Below are 26712 nucleotides of genomic sequence, written 5' to 3' on the forward strand. Positions count from 1 at the left end.
GGGGTCACCGGCCGCCGGTGCGCCGCGCGGGGAAGAGGAGGCGCAGCGCACCGGCGGCCAGGCCGGTGACGAGAACGGCGTGCACGGCGAAGTGGACGGCCGCGAAGCGGGCGGCGAAACCGGCCCCGCGATGCCGCCGGACGTAGCGGAGCAGTCCGGGGTCGGTGAACGGGAACGCGGCGGCGAGCACGGCCGGGACCAGCAGGAACACCGGGTGCAGCAGCCCGAGGGGCACGGCCGCGAGGCCCCCGGCCAGGGTCGCCACGGCGAGCGCGGCCACGACGATCCCGGCGCGGCGGTTCGCGGGCTCGGGCTGCCCGGCGCCGCGCCGCGCGGCGGCCAGCGTGAGCGGGACCAGCGGGACGGCGCGCCGCCACTGCTCGGCGAGGACGGGCCGGAGCCGGTGCCCGTCGTCGTGCCGGCCCCGGATCCGGTCGGTCAGCACGACCCGGCCGTGGCCCGCGAGCCGCCCGCCGTACTCGACGTCCTCGCAGTCGCGCAGCGTCTCGTCGAACCCGCCGACCTCCTCCAGGACGTCCCGGCGGATCGCGGCGAGCGCGAACACCACGCCGGTGACGTCGCCGAGGTGGCGGCGCCGCCAGTACGCGGCGTGCAGGATCCGGTACCACTCGACGGGACCGTCGTCGATCAGCGGCTCCGGCTCGTAGACGCCCTGCACGCAGCCGACGTCCGGCTCGTCCCGCAGGACGTCGAGGGCGGCGCGGACGGCGTCCGGGTGCAGTGCCACGTCGGAGTCGAGGAAGAACACGACGTCGCCGCTCGACGCCGCGACGCCCGCGTTCCGGGCGGCCGACACCCCGCGGTTCTCCGGGAGCCGGACGACGCGGCAGCCGAGCCCGGCGGCGATGTCGGCGGAGCCGTCGCGGCTCGCGTCGTCCACGACCACGATCTCGTCGGGCGTCCGGGTCTGGGCGCGGACCGCCTCGACGCAGAGCCGGAGCGTTCGCGCGGCGTCGTAGCAGGGCACGACGACGGACACGGTGGTCACGGCCGCACCGCCTTCACGTGCACGAGCGACGTCTCGGCGGCGGCGCGCTCCCAGCTCAGCCGCTCCCGGACCAGCCGCTCCCCGCGCTCGCCGAGGTCGCGGCGAGCGTCCCCATCGGTGAGGACGGCGATGACGGCGGCGGCGACGTCGCCGGGCCCGGTCCCGGCGATCCGGTGGACGGCGGGCCGCACGGGGTCGTCCCCCGCGAAGATCCGGGAGAACCCGGCGCCCAGGATCGTCGGCCGGCCGAGCGCCATCGCCTCGGTCGCGACCAGCCCGAACGGCTCGAACCGCGACGGGAACACGCACGCGTCCGCCATCGCGTAGTACGCCGCCAGCTCCTCGCCCCGGACGAAGCCGGGGGTGAGCAGGCGCGCGGACAGCCCGGCCCGCGCCGCGATCCGCCGCACCCCGGCCCGGTCGCCCTCCCCGGCCAGCACGACGCACACCTCCGGGACGGCCGCGACGATCTCCGGCAGCGCCTCCACCAGCTCGTACACGCCCTTCTGCCGCTCCAGGCGCCCGGTGAACAGCAGGACGGGCGTGTCCGGCCGGATGCCGAGGCGGGCGCGCAGCGCGGCGGCCTGGCGGGCGCGCTCGTCCGGTCCGGGGAGCGCGGCGGGCTCGTAGGTGGCGCCGAGCGGGACGACGTCGATCGGCGTCCGCGCGTCCCATCCGGCGGCGCGCAGCCGGTCGCGGATCTCCGGGGTCGGGACGACGACGCGCCGCGCGACCCGTCCGAGCCACCGCTCCACCGCCCCGAACCCGGTCCGGCGGGCGGCGTCCACCCCGTACTCGGTCGTGTGGACGTGCAGGACGACCGGCAGCCGCAGCGCGTAGTGGCAGAGCAGCCCGCACAGGAAGTTCGTCGTGTCGTGCACGACGACCAGGTCGGGGCGGTCGCGGGCGCGCCGCAGCCGCCGGACGTACCGCCAGTTGCTCGCGACGACGTCCGCGGCCAGCAGCGCGAAGTCGAGCCGCCGCGTGCGGTTGAGCGGGCGGCGGCGCGCGACCGCCCCGGCGATCCGGGTGATCCGGGCGGGCGCGCGGTGCACCGCCACCCGCCCGTCCCGCTCGCGGGCCGCGCCGCCGTGCCCGCCCAGCGTGAACACCGCGAGCCGGTGCTCGCGGGCCAGCCGCGGGACGATCAGCTCGATGTAGCGGCCGAGCCCCGTCGTGACGTTCGGCGGGTACTGGTTGACCACGTGGACGATCTTCATGGGGCCTTCTCCAGTGCGGGTGCGGGCGGGGCAGCCGGGGCGCCGCCGCCACCGTCGCCGCCGCCGTCGCGGTGGCGGTAGACGCGGGCGGCGACCGCGATGACGGCGGCGACCGGGACGAGGTTGCCGAGCGCGAACCCGGCGAGGCCGCCATGCAGGCCCCACCGCGCGATGCAGGCGGCCTGCAGGGCGAGCGCGGCGGGCGTCGCGACGGCGAGGCACGCGATCAGGACGCGGGCGCCGCGCAGCCCGTCCATCGACAGCGCCACCGAGTACAGGTTGAACACCGCGTGCAGGCCGATGCCGGCCGCCGACAGCCCCATCAGGACGAGCGAGTACGGGTACTCGCCGCCCAGCAGCGGGAACAGCACGGTGCTCGCGGCGAACGCGACCAGCGCCGTCCCGGCCGCGACGAGCGGCGCCAGCCGGACGAGCCGCCGCAGCACCGCCCGCGTGTCGGCGACGGCGAGCGCGGGCAGCAGCGCCAGCCCGATCCCGTCGGTGAAAACCACCCCGAGCAGCCGTTTCGGGAACCCGTTGTAGATGGAGTAGACGCCGACGTCCGCCCGGTCCGCCCAGTGGTTCAGGAAGATGACGTCGAGGCCGAACAGCACCCCGGTCAGCGCGGCGATCACCGTCACGTACGCGCCGAGCCGGTACTGCGCGCGCGCCTCCGCCGCCGACCACGCCCCCGTCCACGCGCGCGGGGGGATCCGGACGGCGGCGAGCGCGGCCAGCGCGAACCCGGCGTAGGTACCGGTCAGCGCGGCCAGGTAGAAGTCCGGGTCGGTGATCCCGGCGCCGAGCAGGCACCACGACGCGCCGCCCAGGTACGCGACGGCGATCACCGCCTTCAGCCGCGCGACGAGCGCGAACCGGCGGCGTCCGCGCAGGAAGCTCTCGGTCAGGTGGTTCAGCGTCATCGCGAACGCCAGCACCAGCCCGGACGCGAGCGCGCCCGCGTCCACTCCGACCAGCGGCGCGAGCCACGGGGCCGCGAGGGCGCCCGCGACGGTGAGGCCGCCGCCCAGGACGAGCGTGGACAGCAGCGCCGTCGCCATCATCGCCCGGTGCCGCGCCGGGTCGCCGCGCGGCAACTCCTGCAGCATCACGTAGTGCAGGCTGAGCTGCATGCCGATCGTGACGATCAGCGCGATCGACAGCACGACCGTGAAGTGCCCGAACGCCGCCGCGCCGATCCCCCGCGCGATGACCAGCGTCGTCGCCGCCGACACCGCGCTCGCCGCGGTGCCGAGCACGGTCGGCCCGGCGGCCGGCACGCTCAGCCGCCGCGGCGGCCTCAGTCGCCGCACCGCGCGTGTCTCCGCCGGACGAACTCCAGGTCGTCCCTCGTGTTCACGCCGCGCGCCTCGGCCGGGTCCGCGACCCGCACCACCGACACGTCCCGTCCGTCCGCCCGCGACAGGTGGGTGAGGAACGGCAGGAAGTTGACCTCCCCGGTGACCGCGCCGCGCTCGGCGCCCGCCAGGTACCGCGCCCACGCCGCGTGCAGGCCGTCCGTGCCGAGGCAGAACGCGCCGACGTCGCCGAGGCCGCCCGGCCGGCACTCCTCGCCCTCCCGCGACTGCCGCACCCGCAGCAGGCGGCGGCCGTCCAGCTCGTACTCGACGTACGGGTCCGGCATCGGGACGAGCGGGATCGTGAGCCCCGCTCCCGCACCGGCCGCCCCCGCCGTCCCGTGCGCGGCCACGACCCGCCGGACGGTCGACGCCGACAGGTTCGCCTGGTCGCCCCACACCACGAGGATCGCCGCGTGCCCGTCCCAGTGCGGCCGCGCCCCGAAGATCGCGTCGCCCATGCCGGTCGGCGTCTCCTGCACGCTCACCGACACCGCGCCCGCGTCGATCTCCGCCGCCGCGCGGCGCCGGAACGGTTCCGCGCCGTCCGGTGACACGACCACGTGCACGTGCCCGACCGACGGCGCGATGCGGCGGTACAGCAGGTTCCAGACGGTGACGCCGTCCGCGACGTCCAGCAGGATCTTCGGGACGCCGAGGCCGAGCCGCGAGCCGCGCCCCGCCGCCGGGATCACCGCGCAGATCCGGTCACGCATCGGGCCCTCCCAGCAGGTCGGCGAGCGCGTCGAGGTCCCGCACCGGGACGGTGCCGGGCACCGGCCCGGAGGCGTGGACCAGGTACGTCCGGATCCCGGCGCCCACCGCGGACGCCGCGCCGTGCGCCGAGTCCTCGACGGCCGCGGCGCCGGCCGGGGCGACCGACCAGCGCTCGCACGCCGCCCGGTAGAACGCCGGATCCGGCTTACTCGCGGGCACGTCGTCGCCGGTCAGGACGCCGCCGAGCCGGTCGCCCAGCCCGCTCGCCGCGAGCACCCGCGCCACCGAGCCGCGGCTCCCGGCCGTCACCAGGTACGCCGGACGGCCCAGCGCGGCGAGCCGGTCGAGCAGCCGGTGGGCGCCCGGGAACGCGGCGACCTTCCCCGCCGCGACGTGCCCGCGGTAGATCTCCCGCTTCCGCCGGACGAACCGCGCCGCGTCCGCGCCCGCCAGCCCCAGCGTCCCCGCCACCGCGCCCGTCCCCGCGCCCGCGTGGTCGCGGTAGTCGAACCCGCCGAGCAGCGCGGGCGCGACCTCCGCGAGCGCCGCCCGGAACGCCGCCTCGTGCGCCGGAGCCGAGTCGACGAGCGTCCCGTCGAGATCGAGGAACCACGCGGCCGTCATCCGGCACGCTCCAGGAGTGCGTCCGTCCTCGCGACCAGGCCGGTCAGGAGAGCGACGGTGCGGCCGGCGTCGTGCACGCCGGGCCGCTCCGGGTCCGCCAGGTCCGCCGGGAGCCAGCACACGCCGTCCCGGCCGGGCACCGGTCCGGGGCCGGCCGCGCGGCCGTCGCCCGGGCGGTGCCGGACGGCGTGCGTCACCAGGCCGCGCTCGTTCAGCGGGTCGCCCAGGTACGACAGCGCGAGGCCGAGGTGGCCCGCCGCGCTCAAGCCCCGCACGTCGTGGTCGTCCGTCAGGTTGACGACCAGCACCTTCGCCGCCGCCCGGCTCGCCGCGACGGCGTCCGGCACGCCCGGCGTCAGGTAGCTCGGCAGCAGCGACGAGTGCGGGGTGCCGGGACCGTAGACGATCAGGTCGGCGTCGCGGAGCGCCGCGAGCGCCGCGGGGTTCGCGGTGAGCGCGGCCCGGCGGCGGCGCAGGACCCACCGGACGCGCGCGGGCGGCAGCCGCTCCAGCTCGTCCCGTCCGGCGGCGGTGAGCGGCTCGCGCAGCAGGAACAGGTCGGTGATCGGGGACGGGTCCTGGGGCGCGACGATGCCGGCCTCGTCGGCGAGCACCCGGCCGCTCGCCTTCACCGCCGCCAGGTGCGCGTCCTCCCCGCCGGTCACGTTGAGCAGCCGGGCCGCGGAACCGTAGGCGCGGGCGCAGTGGCCGACGGCGGCGTTGAAGTCGCGCCCGAGCCGCAGGTACGCCCCCGCGATGACGAGGTTGCCGACGGCGCAGTCGGCGAGGTCGAGCCCGTCGGGGTCGGCGTCGAGGCGGGCGCGGAGCGCGGCGAGGTCGCGCTCCACCGGTTCCCGGACGCCGCGCGGCAGGGCGTCCGCGAGCCCGTCGAGGTCGCGGCGGGCCGTCCCGGGCGGGAGGCGGCGCTCCAGGAAGGCGACCAGCGCGGCGCGGCCGGGGCCGTCGCCGTCGCGGCGCAGCAGCAGGTTCTTGCGGAAGTCGGACGGCCCCAGCATCCCCGGCAGGAACCGCCGCAGCGCCCCCGTGGACAGCCCGTCGTCGTACCCGTTCACCAGCAGCGACAGCTCCACGCCCGGTGTCTCCAGCAGCCGCCGCGCGATCGCCGCGGTGCCGCGCCCGCCGCCGAACATCGCGACCCGCAGCGCGCTCACCGGGCGTCCTCCGGAACGCGCGCGGGCACGGGCGCGGCGGCGGGGACGGCCGGGGCGGCGGGGTCCGGCGGGGTGCGCAGGACGCCGCGGCGCAGCAGCCAGTGCCGGTAGCCGAGGTAGCCGACGAGCAGCGCCCGGTCCCGCGCACCGCCCCAGAAGCGCCAGCCGCGGGCCCCGCCGCCGCGCTCCCGGTGCTCGATCGGGATCTCCACCCAGGCGTGCCCCAGCTCGGCGATCCGCGCGGTGATCTCGGTCGAGCAGTTCATCCCGCCGGCCTCCAGCGGCAGCGACCGCAGCAGCGGCCCGTCCACCACCTTGAAGATCGAGTTGAAGTCGCGGTAGCGGGTGCGGTGCAGCAGGTTGCTCGCCGCGCCGCTGGCCGCCGACCCCCACCGGTACGGCAGGCTGTCGGCCTTGCGGACGCGCGCGCCGGAGAACGCCTTCGCCCGTCCGTCCCGCAGCAGCCGGACGAACCGGTCGAGGTTCGCGATCGGGAACTGGCCGTCGGAGTCGAGCACCACCACCCAATCCAGGCGGGTGCCCCCGATCGCCGCGGCGATCGCCGCGCCCGCGCCCCGGTTGCGGGCGAACCGGACGACGGTGAGCCGCGGGCAGTCGTCCCGCAGCGCGTCCAGCACCGCGCCCGTCCCGTCCGTGCTGCCGTCGTCGCAGACCACGATCTCCCAGTCCGACACGTCCGGGGAACGCTCCAGGTAGCGGCGCCACTCGGTGACGGCCGCGGCGATGTTCGCCGCCTCGTTGTAGGCGGGCGCCGCCACGGAGATCGTGAGCCCCGCGTCCGCACCCGGTTCGTCGTTGTCGTTGGTGGACGTCGCCACGTGGCCTCCTCGCCACTGTCGTCGATGCCTCGATGCGCGGTCGGCGGGGGGCGCTCCTCAGGCGGGCCGGTCGGTGGTGCCGAGCAGCCGGCCGATCCAGCGGTCCAGCGGCAGCAGCGCGAACCCGACCACGATCGGGACGTGCGCGAGCGCGAATGCGATCGTCGCGCCGAAGGAGATGGGGCCGCCGGTGATGAGGTTGATGTGCGGGGCGTCGATCCGGTCCGGGATCCCGACCGGGTTGACGACGTACCACATGAGGTCCAGGAAGCCGGAGAACATGATGACGACGCCACCGAAGATGATCTTCAGGCAGCGGCCGGGCGTGCCGCCGCCCATCCGGTACGCGGCGGCGACCGTGAGCACCAGTCCGGGATAGAGCAGCTGGTAGAGGTGGGTGTAGAACGCGTCACCGTGGGCGCGCTCGCCGTCCAGGTAGTAGAAGCCGCTGATGCGCGGCACGATGTAGCCGGTGAAGACGGCGAACGGCAGGTAGAGCGTCCACTGCGGCAGCCGGGACGCCCACGGGAAGAGCGCGACCCCGACGCACGCGGACGCGAACACGAGCAGCTTCGCCGGCATCTCCCACGCCGCTTCGATCTCGCGGCCGTGCGGCAGCAGGAACCACACCGCCGCCGCCCCGAGCCCGCCGGCGAGCAGGGAGATCCACCAGACGTGGGGCGCCCATGGACGCGCCGTCCGGACGTCCGGGTCGTCCGGTCCGGTCCGGGACGGCGGGGCGTCGCCCTGCACGGTCATGCGTGTCCCCTTCCGAGGCTCATGGGAGCGCTCCCACGCTCCGCCGGGACACCGGCGGACGCGTGGCCGCGCCGCGACATGGGAGCGCTCCCATCGTCGGCGGCTTCCCTCGCCGTGTCAAGGAGTCCGTCCCCGCTGGCCGTTTCGGGCCAGCGGGGAACCCGGCGCGCCCGCCCCGGCGTTCACGCTCGCCCGCGCCCCCGGCGTACCCGGCGCGCTCGCGGGTAGAGGGCCGGGAGTGAGAGCTGTCGCCGCGACGCTGGCCACGGTGCTCCTGCTGGACGCCTGCGGCGGCGGGGCCGAGCGGGACGCCCCGGCGGCACCGGGCACCGCGGCCACCGGCGAGACCCTCACCGCGCCGAACACCACCCCGCTTCCCGTCACCACCCCGGCCGTCGGCGCCATGGAACGGGCCGCGGCGACCGCGCTGCGGGCGGCCCCCGGCACCGCGCTGACCTCCATCGAGACGGAGGGCGGCGGCTGGGAGGTGGGCCTCGTCGGGGACGACGGAACCGAGCGCGAACTCCTCGTGGACGGCGCGGGCACCAGAGTCGTCCGGAACGAACTCGAACAGGACGAGGGCGATGAGGGCGACGAACGGGACGAAGGGGACGAGGACCTGGCGCGCGTCCGGGAGGCGAAGCTCGACCACCGGGGCGCGGCCGACGCGATCCGCGCGAGCGTCCCCGGAGCGCGGATCACCGAGCTGAACCTCGACGCCCGCGGCGGCACGGTCGTCTGGGAAGGCGACGTGATCGGCCCCGGCGGCGCCCGGTACGCCCCGGAGATCGACGCGAGGACGGGCCGGGTCCTGCGGCGCTGACCCCGGCGCCGGTATGGGCATTCCGCTATAGCGGCGAACACTATTGGGATTGGTGAGGTATACGAGGATCGGACAGGATGTGATGCCAAGCACGGAAGAGGCGAGTTACGGCCGGTGGCCAGGGATTCGTCCGCTCGTCCCTCCATCCTGCTTCGAAGGAGCGGCACCATGTCCCCCGATACCGTCCGTCCGGCCGACCCCACGGAGTACTTCACCTACCGCAATCCCGAGCGGTACCACGCCGACTGGAAGGGCTTCTACGACGTCGCCCTGCGCCGGCGCGAGGACGTCCGCGAGCGGTTCCCGCACGACCTCGACCTCAAGTACGGGCCCGACCCGGCCCACCTCGCCGACGTCTACCATCCGGGCGGCGGCACCGGCCGGCCGGTGATCGTCTACTTCCACGGCGGCCGCTGGCGCGAGGGCCACCCCGCGTTCTACGACCACCTGGCGGCACCGTGGGTGGAGGCCGGTGCGGTCTTCGTGTCCTGCGGGTACCGGCTCGCCCCCGCGCACACCATCGCCGACGCCGTGGCCGACGCGGCGCGCGCCGTGCGCTGGGCCGCCGGGGCCGCGCCCGCCTACGGCGGCGACCCGGCGCGGCTCACCGTCGCCGGGCACTCGGCGGGCGGCCACCTCACCGCCATGGTCACCATGACCGGCGCGGACGACCCGCTCCCCGGCGTGACCGGCGCCGTCTGCATGAGCGCGCCCGTCGACCTGCGGTCCGAACCGGAGCTCGACCCGGCGGAGGCGGCGCGGCTCACGCCGTCCCGGCGGATCACCCGGGCGCCGCGCGGCGTCGTCATCTCCTACGGCGATCCGGAACCGAACGTCAGGGGGCAGGACGGCGGGTTCTTCCGCGAGCACGGGACGCTGCTGGCGCGGGCGCTCGAGGACGCCGGGCACCGGCCGGTCACCGTGCCGCTTCCCGGTACCGACCACGTCGGCACCGGTGCGGCGTTCGGCGACCCGGAGTCCCCGCTGTTCGCCGCCGCCCGCACGATCGTCTTCGCCGAGGGGAGCGCCCAGTGAACGACACGCCCGCCGAACCGCGGCGCGTCCTGTGGTCCGCCGTCGTCCTCGCCTTCCTCGCGGTGCTGATCGACGGGTTCGACACCGCCGCGCTCGCGTTCTCCGTCCCGTCCCTCGCGACCGGTTGGGGACTCGAGGAGGCGGCCTTCACCGCGCCGCTCGTCCTCACCAACCTCGGCGTCGTCGTCGGCTACCTGTACTCCGGCCCGCTCAGCGCGCGGCTGGGCCGCCGCCGGGTGCTGATCGGCGGGGTGGCGTTCTTCGCGGTCAGCACCCTCGCGACGGCCGCGCTGCTGCCCCTGGAGTCGATCGCCGTGCTCAGCGTCACCCGGGTGCTGACGGGCGTCGGGCTGGGCGCGGTGCTGCCCGCCGCGGTCGCCCTGGCCACCGACCACAGCCCCGCCGAGCGGCACGAGCGGGTGTCGGTCACCGTCACGCTGGGACTGGCGTCGGGCGCGACGCTCGGCGGCGTCTTCGGCGGCCGGATGCTCGACGCGATCGGCCCGGCCGGGGTCTTCTGGGTCGCCGGGGGCGCGCCGCTCGTCCTGGCCGCGGTGATGCTGTGGGCGCTGCCCGCCGACCGCGTCCCCGCCGGGGCGCGGGCGCGCGAGGGCGAGCGCGTCGGCCTGCTGCTGCGGCCCGGCGTGCGGACCGACACCCTGCTGATCTGGCTGTTCTCGTTCATGGCGTTCCTGTCGGCCTACACGCTGCAGTCGTGGGTGCCGACCCTGATGACCGACTTCGGGTTCGCCGAGTCGGAGGCGCCGATGGGGCTGGCGTTCTTCAGCTTCGGCGGCATCGTCGGCGGTATCGGGCTCATCTGGCTGGCGTCCCGGATCGGCATCGCGCCGTCCCTGTGTGTCACGACGATCGTGGGCGCCGCGTGCGCGTTCACCGTCGCCCGCGTCGAACTGCCCGACGCCCTGCTGTTCCTCGTCCTCGCCGGGACGGGCGCCGGGCTCATCGGCAGCCAGATCGGCCAGCTCACCATGGCCGTCAGCGTGTACCCGGCCGCGACCCGCACCACCGGCGTGGGCTGGGCCGCCGCGCTCGGCCGGGCCGGATCCATCGTGGGCCCCGCCGTCGGCGGCGTCCTGCTCGGGCTGTCCCTGCCGGGCCGCGACATCGTGCTGCTCACGACCGTCCCGGTGCTGGCGGCGCTGCTCGCCGCGGTCGTGCTGTGGCGGCGGCGGGCGGGGACGCCCGCCGCCGCCCGGGGGTGATCATTCGAACTCGGTGCCGCCCTTGCGGGTGAGGTAGCCGGGCGAGACGAACTTCGCGATCGCCCGCCCGCCGGTGACCGGGCTCCACCGCCCGGTCACCGGCCGCACGACCAGCCCCTCGCGCAGGTGCGCGGACCGGCCCGACACCGTCTCCCGCCCGCTCGCCAGCTCCATCAGCCGCGCCTCGTCGTACCCGCCCTCGTACAGGACGGGCGCGGCGGGCAGGCCCGCGTCCGCCAGCACGGCGGCGAGTTCCGCCGGATCCAGCCAGCGGAACCCGTCCGCGCCCGCCACCGCGACGTCGAACGCCGCGTATCCGGGCTCGGCGGCGCCGTAGTGCAGGTCCTGCACGCGGCGGCCGTAGACCTCCCCGAACAGCCCGACCCGGTCCGCGCCGAACCGCTCGGCGATCTTCCGCGCGGCCTCGACGGCCCCGTGCGCCTCGAGCGTCCGCCAGTACAGGTTCTTGCCGTCCCGCACCAGCGCGAGCGACTTCCCGCCGAACCCCTTGGACGACACGAACGGCTCGCCGCCCGCGATCGTGAGCAGGCACGCCGTCCCGTGGATCTTCTCCGTCGCGACCACGGGCTCGCCCGGCTCGAAGATCGCCGGGTACCGCTTCACGTCTTCGATCTCGATCCACCGGACGAGGTCGGGGGCGGGCAGCACCTCGCCGGCCATGTGCACCGGGACCGGCGGCACCCACTTGACGATGCCGAGGTCGTCGGCGAAGTTCCGGCCTTCTCCGTGCGCCGCGGCGAGGTCCGTCCCGTCCAGGGCGCGGGGCAGGCAGACGATGCCCTGCGACAGCTCGCCGCGCAGCCGGACGGCCTTGACGCGGTTCTCGCCCGCGCCCGCGAGCTTCCCGGTGAGCCCGAGCTCGCCGATCAGCCCGTCCGGGAGCAGCGCTCCCTCGGGGATGTAGACGGCCCAGTCGCCGGTCGCGTACCGCCCCTTCTGGACGACCGCCCGGTACAGCCCGACCTGGGCGAGTTCGAGCGCGTCCGCGTTGTCGTGCGGCAGGATCGTCAGCCGTTCGGCCGTCACGCGCAGCGTCGACATCGGCATTTCCCCCTTTCCCGTATTCCGGCCAAGAGTGGCAACCGTTTCCTACTCGAACAAACCATTTATCGACGCTCGAGTTCGGAGCCGTACCCCGCCGGACCGCACCTCGCCCCCAGGGGCTCGTGCCTCTGCAAAGCCGGCGCACCGATCAGGGGCCCGGCTGCACCGTCCCGTCCGTCCGGGAGCCGTCGCGCGCCTCACCTGACGTGAAAAGGCGTTGGCGAGAAGCACGATCGTTGCGACCATTCCCAGGTGACCACCACGATCGAGCGGCTCGTCGTCCGCCACACGCACCGCGTGCCCGTCCCGGACGGCCCGGCGGGGGCGGGCGACGCGGCCGCGCGGCGGTTCGACGCCGCACTCATGTCGGCCGGGTTCAAGCTGTCCGGCGACCTGCTCGCCGCGCTGTCCCGGCTGGACAGCGACGCCGTCTCCGACCTCGCCGCCCGGGTGCTCCCCGTGGTGCGCGAGATCGTGGGCGACCACGTCCGGCACAACGTCTACTTCCGCGACTTCCCGCACGGCGTGCCGGACACGCTCGACTTCTGGGTCTCCTCCCTGGTGAGCGCGCTCGCCGACCCGGACGCGGACGTCGAGATCGTCGGCGGGTCGATCAACCTCCTGTCGCTGCCGAAGTACGGGAAGTACCTGCACTCCTACGAGGAGATGCTGGCGGCGCACGACGAACTGGTCGCGGGCGCCGACCGGGTGACCGTCCTGCACGCCGGGGACGCCACGGCCGCCGAGGCCGACCGGCTGTTCCTCGCGCTGGCCGGAAGCGTCACCCCGCTCACCGCGGCGGAACTCGAGGCCCTGCGCGAGCTCGCCGCGCACTGCACCACCGTCACGCCGGAAGCGATCCCCGTCCGGGAGAACCGCGCCCTGATCAACCAGGTGCGCGTCGCCGCCGGCGGCGACCTGCTGCTCGACACGGTCACCGACGTCCTGCGGCTCGCCTGCGGGCTGTCGCTCGGCGACGTCACGCTGGCGGAGCCGACCGAGTTCCTGCTGACCCGCCGCGAGCGCCGCGCCCTGCTCGCGGGCCTGGACGCGGTCGTCGGCGGCAACCCGGCGAAGCTCGGCGACGTCGCCGCGCACCGCGAGCGGTGGAAGCGGCTCGGCGAGCGCCTGCACCCCCACGAGTACCCGCGCTGGCCGCACGCGCGGGACGTCTTCGCGGTGGCGCGCGGCGAGAAGAAGGTGCCGTCGTTCGCGGGCCGCGTCGAGGCGCTCCTCGGCGGCGGCGACGTCGCGGGCGCGGCGAACCTCGCCGCGAACGCGCCCGGCACGCTGTTCCGGTCGCTGGACCGGCTGCTGCGCACCGACCCGTCCGCGTCCGGCGCGGTCCTGGACGCCGCCGAGTCCGTCGCCGGGCGGGTGTCCGGCCGGGTCCTGCTGTCGGTCCGCGAGCACCTGCTCAACCGGACGAGGAAGGCGAAGGGCACGCGCGTCTTCGCGAGCGCCTCGGGGCGCGGCGTCGCCGTCCCCGACACCCGCCCGCCGCTCGACCCGGACGCGTTCCGGCGGCTCAAGAACCTGCTGGACGCCGAGCTCGCCTCCCGGCTGCCCGCGCCCGCGCACCTCGTCGTGGACCCGGCCGTCCTCGACGTCGCGCTGCCGCTCAGCGGGAAGGCGACCGCGGACGGCCTGGGCGTGCTCCCCCGAGGCTCCCTCTCGCCGGTCGACGGGGAGCTCCTGCGGTTCTTCATCTACTGGAAGCAGCGCGAGTACACGACGGACTTCGACCTTTCCGCGCTCATGCTCGACAAGGACTACGACCACCCGGAATGGCTGTCGTACACCTCGCTCCGGAAGGCCGGCGGCCGGCATTCCGGCGATATCACCGAGGCACCGGACGGCGCGTCCGAGTTCATCGACCTGTCGCTGCGAAAGATCAAGGCCCGGTTCGTCATCCCGCAGGTCAACATCTACTCGGGTGAAGGGTTCGACGAGGTCGAGGAGTCGTTCTTCGGGTTCATGCTGCGCGACGCCGAACAGGGCGGGCGACCGTTCGAACCGAAGACCGTCCGGATGAAGTCCGACCTGCGCGGGCCCGCCCGGGTCTCCCTTCCGCTGGCGTTCGTCCGCGGCAAGGACGGCGATTGGCGGGCGAAGTGGATGCACCTGCACGTGCGGGGCGGATTCGCGTTCAACCGGGTCGAGAACAACCGGGTCACGACGGCCGGACTGACCCGCGCCGTCATCGAGCGCCGCTACCTCACCGTCCGCCACCTGGTCGATCTCATGCGACCGGAGCAGTTCACGATGCTCGACGGCGTCCCGGTCCCCGGCGAGCCCGTCACCTTCGTCGGCCTCGACCGTCCCGAGGGACTCCACCCGGACTCGACGGTCGTCACCCTGAAAAACCTGCGAGACCTGATCCCGGCCTGACTGCTAGAATCGTCGCGGCGAGGCCATGAGAGGGCTTCCTTCTCAAACTCTGCAAAAGTTAACCCAGCCCTCTCGCCTTCCTCCCACGATCGGGATCACGACGGCGCTTCCTTCCGATGCAGGATCGGCAGAGTCTCGACTTCGCCAACGTATTCCCGCTCCGGAATGGGCGCCGCAGATGCGGCGCCCAATTTCTTTAGCCCGTTCGAGCGAAGCCGTTCGTGTTAAGATGCCATCGGCGAGGCCATGGAGAGGCTTCCTTCTCAACACCTTTCCTGTCCAGCCTCCCCGCTTTCCTCGCCGCCGAACGAACGAAGGGCGCGGCCACCCCGGCCGCGCCCTTCGTCGCGCCCCTCGCCACGAACCGCCACACGCGATAATCTTGCTCCACTTTAGACCGGTTCATCCCCTCCCGAAGGGCAACGCCGATGCCGTCACCGCTTTCCGACGATGGGTAGACGCCGTCCGGGACGCCGCGGTTCGGGCGCAGCCGGGGGCGTGTTCGGCCGGGCGGCGGGCAACTACTTCCCGTCGCCGGGCGGCGGACGCGGCGGGCCCGGCGGTTCCCCATCCCCCGGCGGGCCCCGTCCTCCCGGCGGGCGTGGCGGGACGAACGGAAACCGGCGGGGCGGCACCGACCAGTCCCGCGCCCGCACCGAGCAGAACTCCTCGACGACCAGTGACCCGATCAACGTGGTCACCGGTGAGGTCCTGCTCACCCAGCAGGACGCGTCGTTCGACGCCGCCCTGCAGTTCATCGTCACCCGCACGCACGTGTCGACCTACGGGTCCGGGCGGCTGTTCGGACGCACCTGGGCGTCCTCGCTCGACCAGGCACTGGAGATCGACGCCGACGGCGTCCACTTTCTCGACGCGGACGCGACCGTGCTGCGCTTTCCGCAGGCCATGGTGCCGAACGTCGGCTTCGAGCCGGTCGCGGGCGCGCGCCGGACGCTGATGCTGACCGGCGAAGGCGGCTACACGCTCACCGACCCGCGCACGGGCCGCACACTGCACTTCCCCGCCCCCGGCGAGCGGTACGGCTGGTCCCGGCTGCCGCTGGTGGCCGTCACCGACCGCAACGGCAACCGCATCGATCTCGACCACGAGGACGGCGTCCTCACGGGGATCCGGCGCGGCGACGGCCGGCGCCTCGCCGTGGACAGCGCCCCGCACGACGTCGGCGGCCCCGAACCCGAACCGCGCGTCACCGCGCTCCGCCTGCTCCACGATGCCGAGCCGGCCGGGACCGTCCTCGTGCGGTACGGCTACGACGAGGCCGGCAACCTCTCCGAGGTCTACAACTCCTCAGGGCGTCCGCTAGAACTGACCTACGACGATCGAGACCGGCTCACCGGCTGGGTGGACCGCAACGGCTTCTGGTACCGCTACACCTACGACGAGCAGGGCCGTGCCGTACGCGGCGAGGGCACCGGCGGCCACCTCGACGCGGCCCTGACCTACCGGCCGGACGAACGTCGTACCGTGGTGACGGACGGCACCGGGCAGGCAACGGTCTACCGCTACAACGAGTCCGGGCAGGTCGTGGAGGAGATCGACCCGCTCGGGGCATCGATCCGCACCGAGTGGGACGAGTTCGACCATGTGCTGTCGCGCACCGACCCACTCGGCGACACCACCCACTACGTCTACGACGACGTCGGCAACGTCACGGCCGTGACCCACCCGGACGGGAGCCGCACCACCACCGAGTACGGCGACCTCCATCTCCCCGTACTCATCACGGAGCCGGATGGCACGTCGTGGAGCATGGAGTACGACGACCGCGGCAACGCGACGCGGATCACCGACCCGTCCGGCGCCGTCACCGTCTACGAGCGCGACGGGCGAGGCGGTATCACCGGCGTCACCGACCCGGCGGGCGCCACGTTCCGGGCCGAACTCGACGCCGCCGGCCGGCCCGTGTCGATCACCGACGCGTCCGGCACGACGACCCGCTACACCTACGACGCGCTGGGCCGTCCCACGCACGTGACCGACCCGTCCGGGACGACCGTGCTGAGCTGGACGGTCGAGGGCCTGCTGGAGTCGCGTATCTCGCCCGGCGGCGCGACGGAGCAGTGGACCCACGACGCCGAGGGCAACACGGTCGCCTACACCGACGCGGCCGGACGGGTCGAGCGAACCGAGTACGGGCCGTTCGACGTCCCCGTCGCGACGGTCCGGCCGGACGGTGCACGCCTCACTTTCGGCCACGACGGTGAGTTGCGACTCGTCCGCGTCGGCACCCCCGAGGGCCGGACCTGGACCTACGAGCACGACGCGGCGGGCCGCCTGCGCGCGGAGACCGACTTCGACGGCCGCGTGATCCGGTACGGCCACGACGCCGCGGGCCGTCTCGTCTCCCGGACGAACGGTGCGGGGCAGGAGACGACGTTCGTGCGCGGCACGTCCGGCATCATGCTGGAGAAGCACGCGGGCGACCAGGTCACGACGTTCGGCTACGACGACATGGGACGGCTCGTCCGTGCGGCGGGCGGAGGCATCGAGCTCGCGCTGGAGCGCGACCGGGCCGGACGGGTCGTCGCCGAGGTCTGCAACGGCGCGCGGGTCGCGGTGGCCCGGGACGGCGCGGGCAGGACCGTGGGCCGCACGACGCCGACCGGCGTGCGCAGCACCTGGGCATACGACGTCCTGGGGTTGGCTACCCGGTTCGACAGCACCGGCCTGCGCACCGGCACCCTGCGGTTCTCCCGCGACGAACTGGGCCGGGAAACCGAGCGCCGGATCGGCCCGGGTGCGGTACTGGCACAGCAATGGGACGCCGACGGCCGCCTTTCCACGCAGACGATCTGGGGTGCCCCCGGCCCCGCCGACCAGGGGCGGGCGCGGCTGCTCCAGCACCGTGCCTACGGCTACGGCGCGGACGGCACGCTCACCACCGTCGCCGACCGTCTCGGCGGGAACCGCGCCTACGACCTGGACTCGCGCGGCCGCGTGACGGCCGTCCGCGCCCAGGGCTGGACGGAACGCTACGCCTACGACGGGATGGACAACGTCACCGCCGGCGAGTGGCCCGCGGGCGACGACGGGACGGCGGGCCCGCGGGAGGTCACCGGGACGCTGCTGCACCGCGCGGGCCGCGTCCGGTTCGAGTACGACGGGCAGGGCCGCCTGGTGCTGCGCGAGCACGTCACGCTCTCGGGCACCCGCCGCCGCTGGCGGTTCCGGTGGGACGCCGAGGACCGGCTGACCAGTGCCGAGGTCCCCGACGGCAGCCGCTGGCACTACCACTACGACCCGCTCGGCCGCAGGATCGGCAAGCAGCACGTAGGCGCGGACGGCGGGGTAAACGAGAGCTATGCCTTCGCGTGGGAGGGGCCGAACCTCGTCGAGCAGGTGCACCGTGTCCGTCCCGCCGGTCAGGACGCGTTCACCGTGCGGGCGACGTCCTGGGAGTACGAGCCGGGTACCTACCGGCCGCTGGCCCAGACCGACCGGACCGCCGCGCCGGGCTCGCAGGAGTGGGTGGACGAACGGTTCCACGCGATCGTCGGCGACCTGCTCGGCTCACCCACGGAACTCGTCGCCCCGGACGGGACCGTCACCTGGCACCGGCGCTCGACGCTCTGGGGCACCGACCAGAGCGGCGGCACCGCACCGTGCCCGTTCCGGTTCCCCGGTCAGTACTTCGACGCGGAGACGGGCCTCCACTACAACTACAACCGGTACTACGACCCCGGCACGGGGCGGTACACGTCGCCCGACCCGCAGGGCTTGGAGCCCCAGCTCAACCCGCACGCCTACGTCCGCAACCCGACGCTGCTGACCGACCCCCTCGGCCTCGCCCCGTACAGGCTGTCGGACAAGAATCCGGTGCCGAAGCGGATCCGTGACGAGTACGAGAAGATCAAGGCGATGCGAGCAGCGGAGCGGAACGGCGTCCCATCGCCGCTGGGGGCGCCCACGCCCCGCGTCTATGACCAGAGAGACCGCCGCGAGGGGCGGATTCCGGACGGACTCAACGTCGGCGACCAGAAGAGGTTCCGGGGGGACGAGCTGGGTCCGCGGAACAGGGCACGCTGGGAAGGCGGCCTGGAATGGGATGTACCCGGAACAGATCACCGTATCGTCGAGATGCGCGACGGAAAGCTGGGTTATGCCCCCGGGCACAACTACGGCAACATCAAGCTCTTTCCAGGCCCGTGGTATCCCGAGGGCGGCAAGGTGAACTGACACCGGAGGCGGGGATGGCGAAGTACCGGCTGATCGCCGAAGACCGTTACGGCCTCGAAGAAGGGGTGCTGTGCTCGTTCGACGAGATCACGGGGTTCTTCACCGGCGCCCTGGAGGACGACATGGCGGAGCGATTCGAAGTCGACGTCCTCATCCCCTCCTACAGCCCGGGTGAGTACATGGCCGCCCTGTTGCCCGACGGCGGAAAGGCGATCGACAACGTCAGCAGCCTGGAGGTTCTGGGGCGGGACGACACCGTCCTAGGGGTGTACCACCTCATGCCCAGTACGACCCGGCTCGTTCCCGAGGGTCTGCGGTGCTCGTTCACAACGCCGGGGCACCGCCCTTTTCCGGAAGAGGAGGAACTCTGGGACATGTGGCGGGCAGGGCGGCCACAGACGTCGGGCGTCTGGGCACAATACGGCGACCGGGGACGCCGCGCCTGGCTGGACGTGGCCCGGCAGCGGCACGTGCGCACAAACGGCGCGGACCGTCCGGACGGCTCGACCTTCGAACTGGACGGCACCCACGTGACCGACAGCGCGGGCTTCTTCTGCGCACTCGGCGAAGCGATCAACGGCCCCGGCGGCTACTACGGAAAGAACCTCATCGCGGTCGACGACTGCATGTCCGGCGGATACGGGACCGCCGGCGGCTTCACGCTGATCTGGCACGACCTCGACGTCGCACGCCGCTCTTGGAAGCCACGGCTTCCGTACGATCCCTACTACGACCCGTCCCTGGACAGAGTCCTGGACCGTCTGGCGCAGTTCGGCGTCACCGTAGAGCGGCGCTGACCCGGCGGCATGGCTCGCTACCGCTTGATCGCCGAGACGGCGGACGACGACGGGGTCCTGTGCTCGTTCGACGAGATCACGGGGTTCTTCGGCGGCACCCGAGAGGAAGAGGGACGGCACCGGTTCGACGCCCTGATCCCCTTCTGCATCCCTGGCGATTTCATGGCCCGGCTCCTGCCCGGCGAGGGCTCGGAGACCGAGTTCGTCACCGAACTCGAGGTTCTGGGTGAGGACGCGAGCGTACTCGGGCGTTACTACGTCTTCCCCAGCCTCACCGAGCGCGCCCCCGAAGGCGTCCTCCTCTCGGGCTACGTCTGGGGACGTCCACCCCTCCCTGAGGAAGAGGAGATCTGGGACATCTGGCGGTCGGGGCCACCACGAGAATCGGGCCTGTGGACAAGATACGGGCCGCAGGGGCGCCGCGCCTGGACGCACGTCGCGCTGCACCGGCACGTGCGGACGGACGGCGCGGACCGTCCGGACGGCTCGACCTTCGAACTGGACGGCACCCACGTGACCGACAGCGCGGGCTTCTTCTGCGCACTCGGCGAAGCGATCAACGGCCCCGGCGGCTACTACGGGGCGGGCCTCGACTCGCTGAGCGACTGCATGTCCGGCGGATACGGAACCGCCGGCCGGTTCACGCTCCTCTGGACGCACTTCGAGGTCGCCCGCCGGTCGTGGAAAACACGCAAACCCGACGACCTCGCCCAGGCGCCGTCGCTCGAGTCGGTCCTGGACGTCCTGGGACGCGGCAACGTCATCCTGGATCACCGCTGAGCGCGTCCGGCACGACGGCGCACGGAAACCGGGGCTTAGGGGGCTAACACCATGAGGTACCTTTGACCTACCCCCGCCTAAAGGCGGGAGATTCCAGCGGTCGCCCGCCGGGTTTCCTGCTTCGACACCGACCGCCCCGTCCGGGAAGAAGATTCCCGCCGAGGTCTGACACCGGCTCCACAGGCGGACACCGCCGGCCCGGCGGCCACAAGATTGCGCGCGGCGTTGACGTCCCGGTCGTGCCGGGCCCCGCACCCGCCGCACTCCCACTCCCGCACCTCAAGGGGCAACCTCTCGGCGAGGGTCCCGCACCGCGAGCACGTCCGGGTGGAGGGGAACCACCGGTCCACCACGACCAGCTCACGCCCGTACCAGGCGCACTTGTACTCCAGCATCGCCCGCAGCTGCCGCCATGCCGCATCCGAGATCGCACGGGCGAGGGAATGGTTGCGCACCATGTTGCTGATGCTCAGGTCCTCGATCACGACCATTTGGTTCTCGTGGACGAGCCGGGTGGTGAGTTTGTGCAGGAAGTCGCGCCGCCGGTCGGCGATCCGCGCATGGACCCGCGCGACCTTCCGGCGGGCCTTGTCCCGGTTGGCCGAGTCCTTGGCCTTGCGGGCCAGGTTCTTCTGCGCCTTGGCGAGGCGTTCGCGGTCGCGGCGCTCGTGCCGGGGGTTGGCGACCTTCTCCCCGGTCGACAAGGTCACCAGCGAGGTGACCCCCGCATCCACACCAACGGCCGTCCCGGCGGGGGCCAGAGGGGTGATGCGGTCCTCGCACAGGATCGAGCAGAACCACCGCCCGGCCGCGTCCCGCGACACCGTCACCGCGGACGGCACCGCACCCTCCGGCAGCGGACGCGACCACACGATCGCCAGCGGCCCGCTCACCTTCGCCAGCCTCAGCTCGCCGCCGCGGAAGGTGAACGCCGACCGGGTGTACTCCGCGCAGGCCCGGGACTTCTTACGCGACTTGAACCGCGGATAGCGCGCGCGCTTGGCGAAGAACGCGGTGAAGGCGGCCTGCAGATGCCGCAGCGCCTGCTGCAACGGCACGCACGACACTTCGTTCAGGAACGCCAGCTCACCGGTCTTCTTCCACCCCGTCAGCGCCGCCGAGGTATCACCGTAGGACATGCTGCGCCGCTCGCACCGCCACGCGCGGGTGCGTTCCTCCAGGGCCTTGTTGTACACCAGCCGCACGCACCCGAACGTGCGGGCGAGCTCGGCCGCCTGCCCGTCCGTCGGATAGAAGCGGTATTTGAATGCCCGCTTGACCGTGCACGCCATGCCCGCAACCTAACGACGCAGATACAGGGGCCGCAGGCGTTCGGCGGATTCGGCGGATTTGCCGGAAAGGTGGTGGTGGACGGTGATCCGCCCCGGGGGCGGATCACCTTTCCCTGTCCTGCTCCGCAGGGGTTTCGTTTCCTCCCCGGCCTGAAGGCCGGAGTATCCGCGAAGGAGTCCTGATGACTTCCCCGGAAGAGGACTTCGACCGGGCGCTCCGCCGCGCCGGATGGCACCCCGGCCGCAAGGTCGACATCTCCGCCTACCGCACCTGGTACGCGGCCGAAGGATACGAGCAGCACGCCGCGGGCGAGACCTTCCTCGAGGAGTACGGCGGCCTGCGTTTCGACGAGTCGGGCCCCGGCGTCTCCGTGGCGCGGCAGCCGTTCTTCATCGACCCGTCCCGGACCGGCGGCGAGGACGAACTCGTCGCGGCGTGGGCGGAGAACCTCGGGAAGAACATCGTCCCCCTGGGCGACCTCGAACGAGAAATGATCACGTTCGGCATGGACGAGGACGGACTGATCTATCTCTTCGCGGGCTTCGCCAAGGTCAAGGGTGCGAACCGGGAAGGGCTCAAGTCACTCGTCCTCGGCATCGACGGCGAGACCCTCGACGGCTGACCAGGTCCTTGACGTCCTGGGCAGGGAACGTCGTGGAGAACCGCTGGGAGCGTCCGGCGGGGCGGCTGATCGCGGTCGAGCGGCTCGGGTACCTGATCCTCGCGCTGCGGGAGGCGGAGTCGCCCGGCGCCGGAGACGTCGAGGCGCGCTTCGCCGGGCTCGCGGCGGCCGCGGCGGGCACGGCCGTCCCGCCCGACGTACCGGACGACCTGGACGTGCCGGATCCGCGGATCGGCACGGAGCTGCGGATGCTCGCACGGCTGCTGCGGGAGCCGCCGCGCCGCGAGCCGCGGCGGCGTGTCCGGGGCGGCGTCTAGGGTGCGGGCATGGAATCGCTGCGGGCGAAGCTCGACCTGGTCCGGCGGGTCGAGGACGAGCACGGGTTCGGGGTCGAGATCGGTGCGCCCGGCGCGCTGGAGCCGATCCCGGAGCTGCCGGACGGGGTGACCGAGGTGTTCGGCCTGTTCTCGCGACTGGCCGGGGACTACTTCAACTTCGTCCGCCCGCCGGAGATCGCCGGACCGGACGCCTGGCGGGCGCGGCGGACGGACGAGGACTGCCCGCTGGGCGATCCGCTGGCCATCGGCTACGAGCGGTACGGCCTCCCGCCCGACCTGCGCGGCGACATCCCGGGCGGCGCACCGATCAACCTGGACCTGCAAAACGGGAGCGTCTACTACTGCGACCCCGACGAGTACATCCACGCCTACAAGCACGTGGAGGTCGAGACGATCCAGACGGAGGAGTTCGCGCCCGGCATCGTGGAGTTCTTCGACACGTTCGTCCTCGGCCCCCGGTACCCGGAGCTGGTGGCGGGGGCGATCGGGCCGAACGTCGTCGGGGAGCGGGACCGGAAGGGACGGCCCCGCGACTCGTGGACGCGGCTGCTGCGGGCGGCCGGCCTGCTCTGACACCGGCGCCCGTCCCGCGACGGGGACGGGCGCCGGGTGACGGGCGTCAGGCGGACGGGTCGTAGGCGAGGTTCGGGGCGAGCCAGCGCTCGACCTCGGCGAGGGGCATCCCGCGGCGGGCGGCGTAGTCCTCGACCTGGTCCTTGCCGAGGCGGCCGACGGTGAAGTACCGCGACTCCGGGTGCGCGAAGATCAGGCCGCTGACGCTGGCGGCGGGCGTCATCGCGTACGACTCGGTGAGCCCGATGCCGAGCCGTCCGGCGTCCAGCAGCTCGAACAGGTCGCGCTTCTCGCTGTGGTCGGGGCTGGCCGGGTAGCCGAGGGCGGGCCGGATACCGCGGAACCGCTCGGCGTGCAGGTCCTCCAGGAGGGGGTCGGCGTCGGGCTCGAACCAGTCGCGGCGGGCCTTCAGGTGGACGTACTCGGCGAACGCCTCCGCGAGCCGGTCGGCGAGCGCCTTCACCATGATCGACTTGTAGTCGTCGTTGTCGGCCTCGTACCGGGCGGCGAGGTCCTCGGCGCCCAGGATCGTCACCGCGAACCCGCCGAGGTGGTCGCCGGACGGGGCGACGTAGTCGGCCAGGCAGCGGTTCGGGCGCCCGGTGGGCTTGGCGGTCTGCTGCCGCAGCATCGGGAAGCGGGTGCCGTCCGTCAGGACGATGTCGTCGCCCTCGGAGTGCGCGGGCCAGAACCCGTAGGCGCCGCGCGCCTTCAGCGAGCCGTTCTTGACGATCTCGTCGAGCAGCTCGTTGCCCTCGTCGAACAGTTCGCGGGCGACGGGCTGGTCGAGGATCGCGGGGTACTTGCCCTTCAGCTCCCACGCGAGGAAGAAGAACTGCCAGTCGATCATCTCGCGGAGCGTCGCCAGGTCCGGTTCGACGACGCGGACGCCCGTGAACTCGGGGGTCGGCAGGTCGGCGAAGGAGACCTTCTCCGGGTTCGCGCGGGCCTGCTCGGCGGTGAGCAGCGGCCGCCGCTGCTTCGTCTCGTGCTCGGCGCGCAGCCGGTCCTGCTCGGCGCGGGTGGACGCGGCGAGCGCGGCGGCGCGCTCCGGGTCGAGCAGGTCGGACACGACGCCGACGACGCGGGACGCGTCCAGGACGTGCACGGTCGTCTGGTCGTAGACGGGGGCGATCTTCACGGCGGTGTGCTGCCGCGAGGTGGTGGCGCCGCCGATCAGCAGCGGCAGGTCCATCCCGCGGCGCTGCATCTCGGACGCGACCGACACCATCTCGTCGAGGGACGGGGTGATCAGCCCGGACAGGCCGACGGCGTCGGCCCGCTCGGCGACCGCGGTGTCCAGGATCTTCGCGGCGGGCACCATCACGCCGAGGTCGACGACGTCGTAGTTGTTGCAGCCGAGGACGACCCCGACGATGTTCTTGCCGATGTCGTGCACGTCGCCCTTGACGGTGGCCATGATGACCTTGCCGTTGCCGCGGGACTCGTCGAGCAGGCCCGCCTTGCGCGCCTCCTCCTTCTCCTCCTCCATGTACGGCTCGAGGTAGGCGACGGACCGCTTCATCACGCGGGCGCTCTTGACGACCTGCGGCAGGAACATCTTCCCGGCGCCGAACAGGTCGCCGACGACCTTCATGCCGTCCATCAGCGGGCCCTCGATGACGTCGAGGGGGCGGGCGGCCTGCTGCCGGGCCTCCTCGGTGTCGGCCTCGACGAAGTCGACGATGCCGTGCACGAGCGAGTGCTCGAGCCGCTTCTCGACCGGGCCCTCGCGCCACGTCAGGTCGACGGTGCGCTTCGTCCCGCTGCCCTTGACGGTCTCGGCGAGGGTGACGAGCCGGTCGGTGGCGTCCGGGCGCCGGTCGAACAGCACGTCCTCGACGTGTTCGAGCAGTTCGGCGGGGATGTCCTCGTAGACGGCGAGCTGGCCGGCGTTGACGATGCCCATGTCGAGCCCGGCGCGGATCGCGTGGAACAGGAACGCCGAGTGCATCGCCTCGCGGACGATCTCGTTGCCGCGGAAGGAGAACGACAGGTTCGAGATGCCGCCGCTGATGCGGGCGCCGGGGCAGCGCTCCTTGATCCGCGGGAGCGCGTCGATGAACGCCTTGGCGTACCCGTTGTGCTCCTCGATGCCGGTGGCGACGGCGAGGACGTTCGGGTCGAAGATGATGTCCTCGGCGAGGAACCCCGCCTTCCGGGTGAGCAGGTCGTAGGCGCGGCCGCAGATCTCGACCTTGCGGTCGGCGGTGTCGGCCTGCCCGACCTCGTCGAAGGCCATGACGACGACGCCGGCGCCGAAGTCGCGGATGCGGCGGGCCTGCTGGAGGAAAGCCTCCTCGCCCTCCTTGAGGCTGATCGAGTTGACGACGCCCTTGCCCTGGACGGTCTTCAGCCCGGCCTCGATCACGCTCCAGCGCGAGCTGTCCACCATGATCGGGATGCGGGCCGCCTCGGGCTCGGTCGCGACCAGGTTGAGGAACGTGGTGATCTCCCGCTCGCTGTCGAGCAGGTCGGCGTCCATGTTGACGTCGAGGAGGTTCGCGCCGCCGCGCACCTGGTCGAGGGCGACGTCCACGGCGGCCTGGTGGTCGCCCGCCTCGATCAGCTTGCGGAAGCGCGCCGAGCCGGTGACGTTCGTCCGCTCGCCGATCATGACGAAGCCGGTGTCGGCGCCGATCTGGAACGGCTCCAGACCGCTGAACCGGGGCGCGGCTGGTACCTGCGGGACGGCACGGGGCGCGGTGCCGCGGACGGCCTCGGCGATCCGGGCGATGTGGTCGGGGCCCGTCCCGCAGCAGCCGCCGACCGCGTTGACCAGGCTCTCCCCGGCGAACCCGCCGAGCAGCCCGCCCATCTCCTCGGGCGTCTGGTCGTAGCCGCCGAACGCGTTCGGCAGGCCCGCGTTCGGATAGGACGCGGTGTAGGTGGGGGCGATCCGGGCGAGTTCCTCGACGTGCGGGCGCATCTCGTCGGCGCCCAGCGAGCAGTTCAGCCCGACGACGAGGGGGTCGGCGTGCTCGATCGACCGCCAGAACGCCTCGACGGTCTGCCCGGAGAGCGTCCGGCCGGACAGGTCGACGATCGTCACCGAGATCCACAGCGGCAGGTCGGGGGCGACCTCGCGGGCGGCGGCGATCGCGGCCTTCGCGTTCAGCGTGTCGAAGATCGTCTCGATCAGCAGCACGTCGACGCCGCCCTCGGCGAGTCCCGCGATCTGCTGCGCGTACGACTCGCGGACCTGGTCGAACGTGACGGCCCGGAAGGACGGGTCCTCGACGCGGGGCGACAGCGACAGCGTCACGTTCAGCGGCCCGACCGAGCCCGCGACGAACCGTCCGCCCGCCTCGTCGGCGGCCTGCCGGGCGAGCCGGGCGCCCTCCACGTTCATCTCGTGGACGTGCGACTCGAGCCCGTAGTCGGCCTGGCCGATGCTCGTCGCGGTGAAGGTGTTGGTGGTCGTGATGTCGGCGCCCGCCGCGAGGTACTGCCGGTGGACGTCCAGGATGACGTCCGGACGGGTGAGGTTCAGCAGGTCGGGGTCGCCGGTGACGTCGTGGGTGTGGCCGCCGAAGCGGTCGCCGCGGTAGTCCTCGGGGTGAGACCGGCCCCCTGCAGCATCGTCCCCCAGGCTCCGTCGAGCACGGCTATGCGCTCGTCGAGCAGGTTCCGCAGGGCTCCGCCCGTCGCTGGCTCGCTCTTCACTGCCACCTCCCGCTGTCCGTGGGAGGCGCCCTTGTTTCAGCCGGAGACGGCGGGGCCGAGCGTGGCGGGCGTCCGACCCGTTGCAGCGCCTCTCGGCCTGCCATCGACAGTACCGTGCGATCCGCCGATCTGTCAGTCCCGCCCCGGTCTTCCCGGACTTCCCGGGCGTCACCGGGGCATTCCATTCGACCGTCCCGCGGATAAGCTTCGC

The 26712-nt window shown here is 73.3% G+C and carries 21 protein-coding genes; 10 read left to right on the forward strand and 11 right to left on the reverse strand.

Features of this window, described 5'->3' with window-relative positions:
• Positions 1–4 precede the first annotated feature (4 nt).
• The 8 genes from F7P10_RS10230 to F7P10_RS10265 are packed head-to-tail and all read right to left on the reverse strand — an operon-like array spanning position 5 to position 7698.
• Positions 5–1009 carry a glycosyltransferase family 2 protein gene (locus tag F7P10_RS10230; protein WP_254716530.1) on the reverse strand — a complete coding sequence of 335 codons (1005 nt, stop codon included), beginning with the start codon at positions 1007–1009 and terminating at the stop codon, positions 5–7.
• Positions 1006–2229, reverse strand: a complete 1224-nt coding sequence (locus tag F7P10_RS10235; protein ID WP_151009125.1) for a glycosyltransferase family 4 protein — start codon at positions 2227–2229, stop codon at positions 1006–1008. The genes F7P10_RS10230 and F7P10_RS10235 overlap by 4 nt, the downstream gene beginning before the upstream one ends.
• Positions 2226–3542 carry a lipopolysaccharide biosynthesis protein gene (locus F7P10_RS10240; protein ID WP_151009126.1) on the reverse strand — a complete coding sequence of 439 codons (1317 nt, stop codon included), beginning with the start codon at positions 3540–3542 and terminating at the stop codon, positions 2226–2228. The genes F7P10_RS10235 and F7P10_RS10240 overlap by 4 nt, the downstream gene beginning before the upstream one ends.
• Entirely contained in the window at positions 3530–4303 is a 774-nt protein-coding gene (locus F7P10_RS10245) for an NTP transferase domain-containing protein (protein WP_254716531.1), read from the reverse strand. Before F7P10_RS10245 ends, F7P10_RS10240 begins: the two co-directional genes overlap by 13 nt.
• On the reverse strand, positions 4296–4928 hold the full coding sequence (locus F7P10_RS10250; protein WP_151009127.1) for an HAD family phosphatase: 633 nt from the start codon (positions 4926–4928) through the stop codon (positions 4296–4298). Before F7P10_RS10250 ends, F7P10_RS10245 begins: the two co-directional genes overlap by 8 nt.
• Positions 4925–6100 carry a 2-phospho-L-lactate transferase CofD family protein gene (locus F7P10_RS10255; protein ID WP_254716532.1) on the reverse strand — a complete coding sequence of 392 codons (1176 nt, stop codon included), beginning with the start codon at positions 6098–6100 and terminating at the stop codon, positions 4925–4927. Before F7P10_RS10255 ends, F7P10_RS10250 begins: the two co-directional genes overlap by 4 nt.
• A complete protein-coding gene (locus F7P10_RS10260; RefSeq protein WP_151009128.1) occupies positions 6097–6939 on the reverse strand; it encodes a glycosyltransferase family 2 protein in 843 nt (280 codons plus the stop codon). The genes F7P10_RS10255 and F7P10_RS10260 overlap by 4 nt, the downstream gene beginning before the upstream one ends.
• Positions 6940–6996: 57 nt before the next feature.
• Positions 6997–7698 (reverse strand): hypothetical protein, encoded by a 702-nt coding sequence (locus F7P10_RS10265; protein WP_151009129.1) that lies wholly within the window; start codon positions 7696–7698, stop codon positions 6997–6999.
• 238 nt (positions 7699–7936) lie between these two features.
• Between F7P10_RS10265 and F7P10_RS10270 the strand changes: the two genes are divergently transcribed.
• The 3 genes from F7P10_RS10270 (at position 7937) to F7P10_RS10280 (ending at position 10779) form a co-directional block, all read left to right on the forward strand.
• Positions 7937–8521: a PepSY domain-containing protein gene (locus tag F7P10_RS10270; protein WP_151009130.1), complete on the forward strand. Its 585-nt coding sequence runs from the start codon at positions 7937–7939 to the stop codon at positions 8519–8521.
• Between the two features lie 168 nt (positions 8522–8689).
• Positions 8690–9556 (forward strand): alpha/beta hydrolase, encoded by an 867-nt coding sequence (locus F7P10_RS10275; protein WP_151009131.1) that lies wholly within the window; start codon positions 8690–8692, stop codon positions 9554–9556.
• Entirely contained in the window at positions 9553–10779 is a 1227-nt protein-coding gene (locus F7P10_RS10280; protein WP_176611394.1) for an MFS transporter, read from the forward strand. Before F7P10_RS10275 ends, F7P10_RS10280 begins: the two co-directional genes overlap by 4 nt.
• On the opposite strand, the gene F7P10_RS10285 is transcribed toward F7P10_RS10280, so the two are convergent.
• Positions 10780–11841: an RNA ligase (ATP) gene (locus tag F7P10_RS10285; protein WP_151009133.1), complete on the reverse strand. Its 1062-nt coding sequence runs from the start codon at positions 11839–11841 to the stop codon at positions 10780–10782.
• A 255-nt stretch (positions 11842–12096) separates the two neighbouring features.
• Here F7P10_RS10285 and F7P10_RS10290 point away from each other — a divergent pair, with 255 nt between their 5' ends.
• From F7P10_RS10290 to F7P10_RS10310, 4 genes are all read left to right on the forward strand, one after another.
• Complete coding sequence (locus F7P10_RS10290; protein WP_151009134.1) at positions 12097–14235, forward strand: TerD family protein; 2139 nt, start codon at positions 12097–12099, stop codon at positions 14233–14235.
• A gap of 450 nt (positions 14236–14685) precedes the next feature.
• Positions 14686–18432 (forward strand): RHS repeat-associated core domain-containing protein, encoded by a 3747-nt coding sequence (locus F7P10_RS10300; RefSeq protein WP_176611395.1) that lies wholly within the window; start codon positions 14686–14688, stop codon positions 18430–18432.
• Between the two features lie 14 nt (positions 18433–18446).
• A complete protein-coding gene (locus F7P10_RS10305; RefSeq protein ID WP_176611249.1) occupies positions 18447–19229 on the forward strand; it encodes a barstar family protein in 783 nt (260 codons plus the stop codon).
• 9 nt (positions 19230–19238) lie between these two features.
• Positions 19239–20009: a barstar family protein gene (locus F7P10_RS10310; protein ID WP_218040450.1), complete on the forward strand. Its 771-nt coding sequence runs from the start codon at positions 19239–19241 to the stop codon at positions 20007–20009.
• A gap of 77 nt (positions 20010–20086) precedes the next feature.
• On the opposite strand, the gene F7P10_RS10315 is transcribed toward F7P10_RS10310, so the two are convergent.
• On the reverse strand, positions 20087–21301 hold the full coding sequence (locus F7P10_RS10315; protein WP_151009138.1) for an RNA-guided endonuclease TnpB family protein: 1215 nt from the start codon (positions 21299–21301) through the stop codon (positions 20087–20089).
• A 182-nt stretch (positions 21302–21483) separates the two neighbouring features.
• Here F7P10_RS10315 and F7P10_RS10320 point away from each other — a divergent pair, with 182 nt between their 5' ends.
• Genes F7P10_RS10320 through F7P10_RS10330 form a run of 3 tightly spaced genes read left to right on the forward strand, consistent with a single transcriptional unit; the run spans position 21484 to position 22835 of the window.
• Positions 21484–21924, forward strand: coding sequence for an SUKH-3 domain-containing protein (locus F7P10_RS10320; protein WP_151009139.1), 441 nt, complete (start codon positions 21484–21486; stop codon positions 21922–21924).
• A 32-nt stretch (positions 21925–21956) separates the two neighbouring features.
• The gene (locus tag F7P10_RS10325; protein ID WP_151009140.1) at positions 21957–22241 is read left to right on the forward strand and encodes a hypothetical protein; all 285 of its coding nucleotides are present in this window, start codon (positions 21957–21959) and stop codon (positions 22239–22241) included.
• A gap of 9 nt (positions 22242–22250) precedes the next feature.
• Positions 22251–22835, forward strand: coding sequence for a hypothetical protein (locus F7P10_RS10330; protein WP_151009141.1), 585 nt, complete (start codon positions 22251–22253; stop codon positions 22833–22835).
• 46 nt (positions 22836–22881) lie between these two features.
• Here F7P10_RS10330 and metH read toward each other — a convergent pair whose 3' ends face one another.
• Positions 22882–26673 carry a methionine synthase gene (gene metH / locus F7P10_RS44170; protein ID WP_254716533.1) on the reverse strand — a complete coding sequence of 1264 codons (3792 nt, stop codon included), beginning with the start codon at positions 26671–26673 and terminating at the stop codon, positions 22882–22884.
• Positions 26674–26712 lie beyond the last annotated feature (39 nt).

Origin of the sequence: Actinomadura sp. WMMB 499 (assembly GCF_008824145.1) — a bacterium.
Lineage (GTDB): Bacteria > Actinomycetota > Actinomycetes > Streptosporangiales > Streptosporangiaceae > Spirillospora.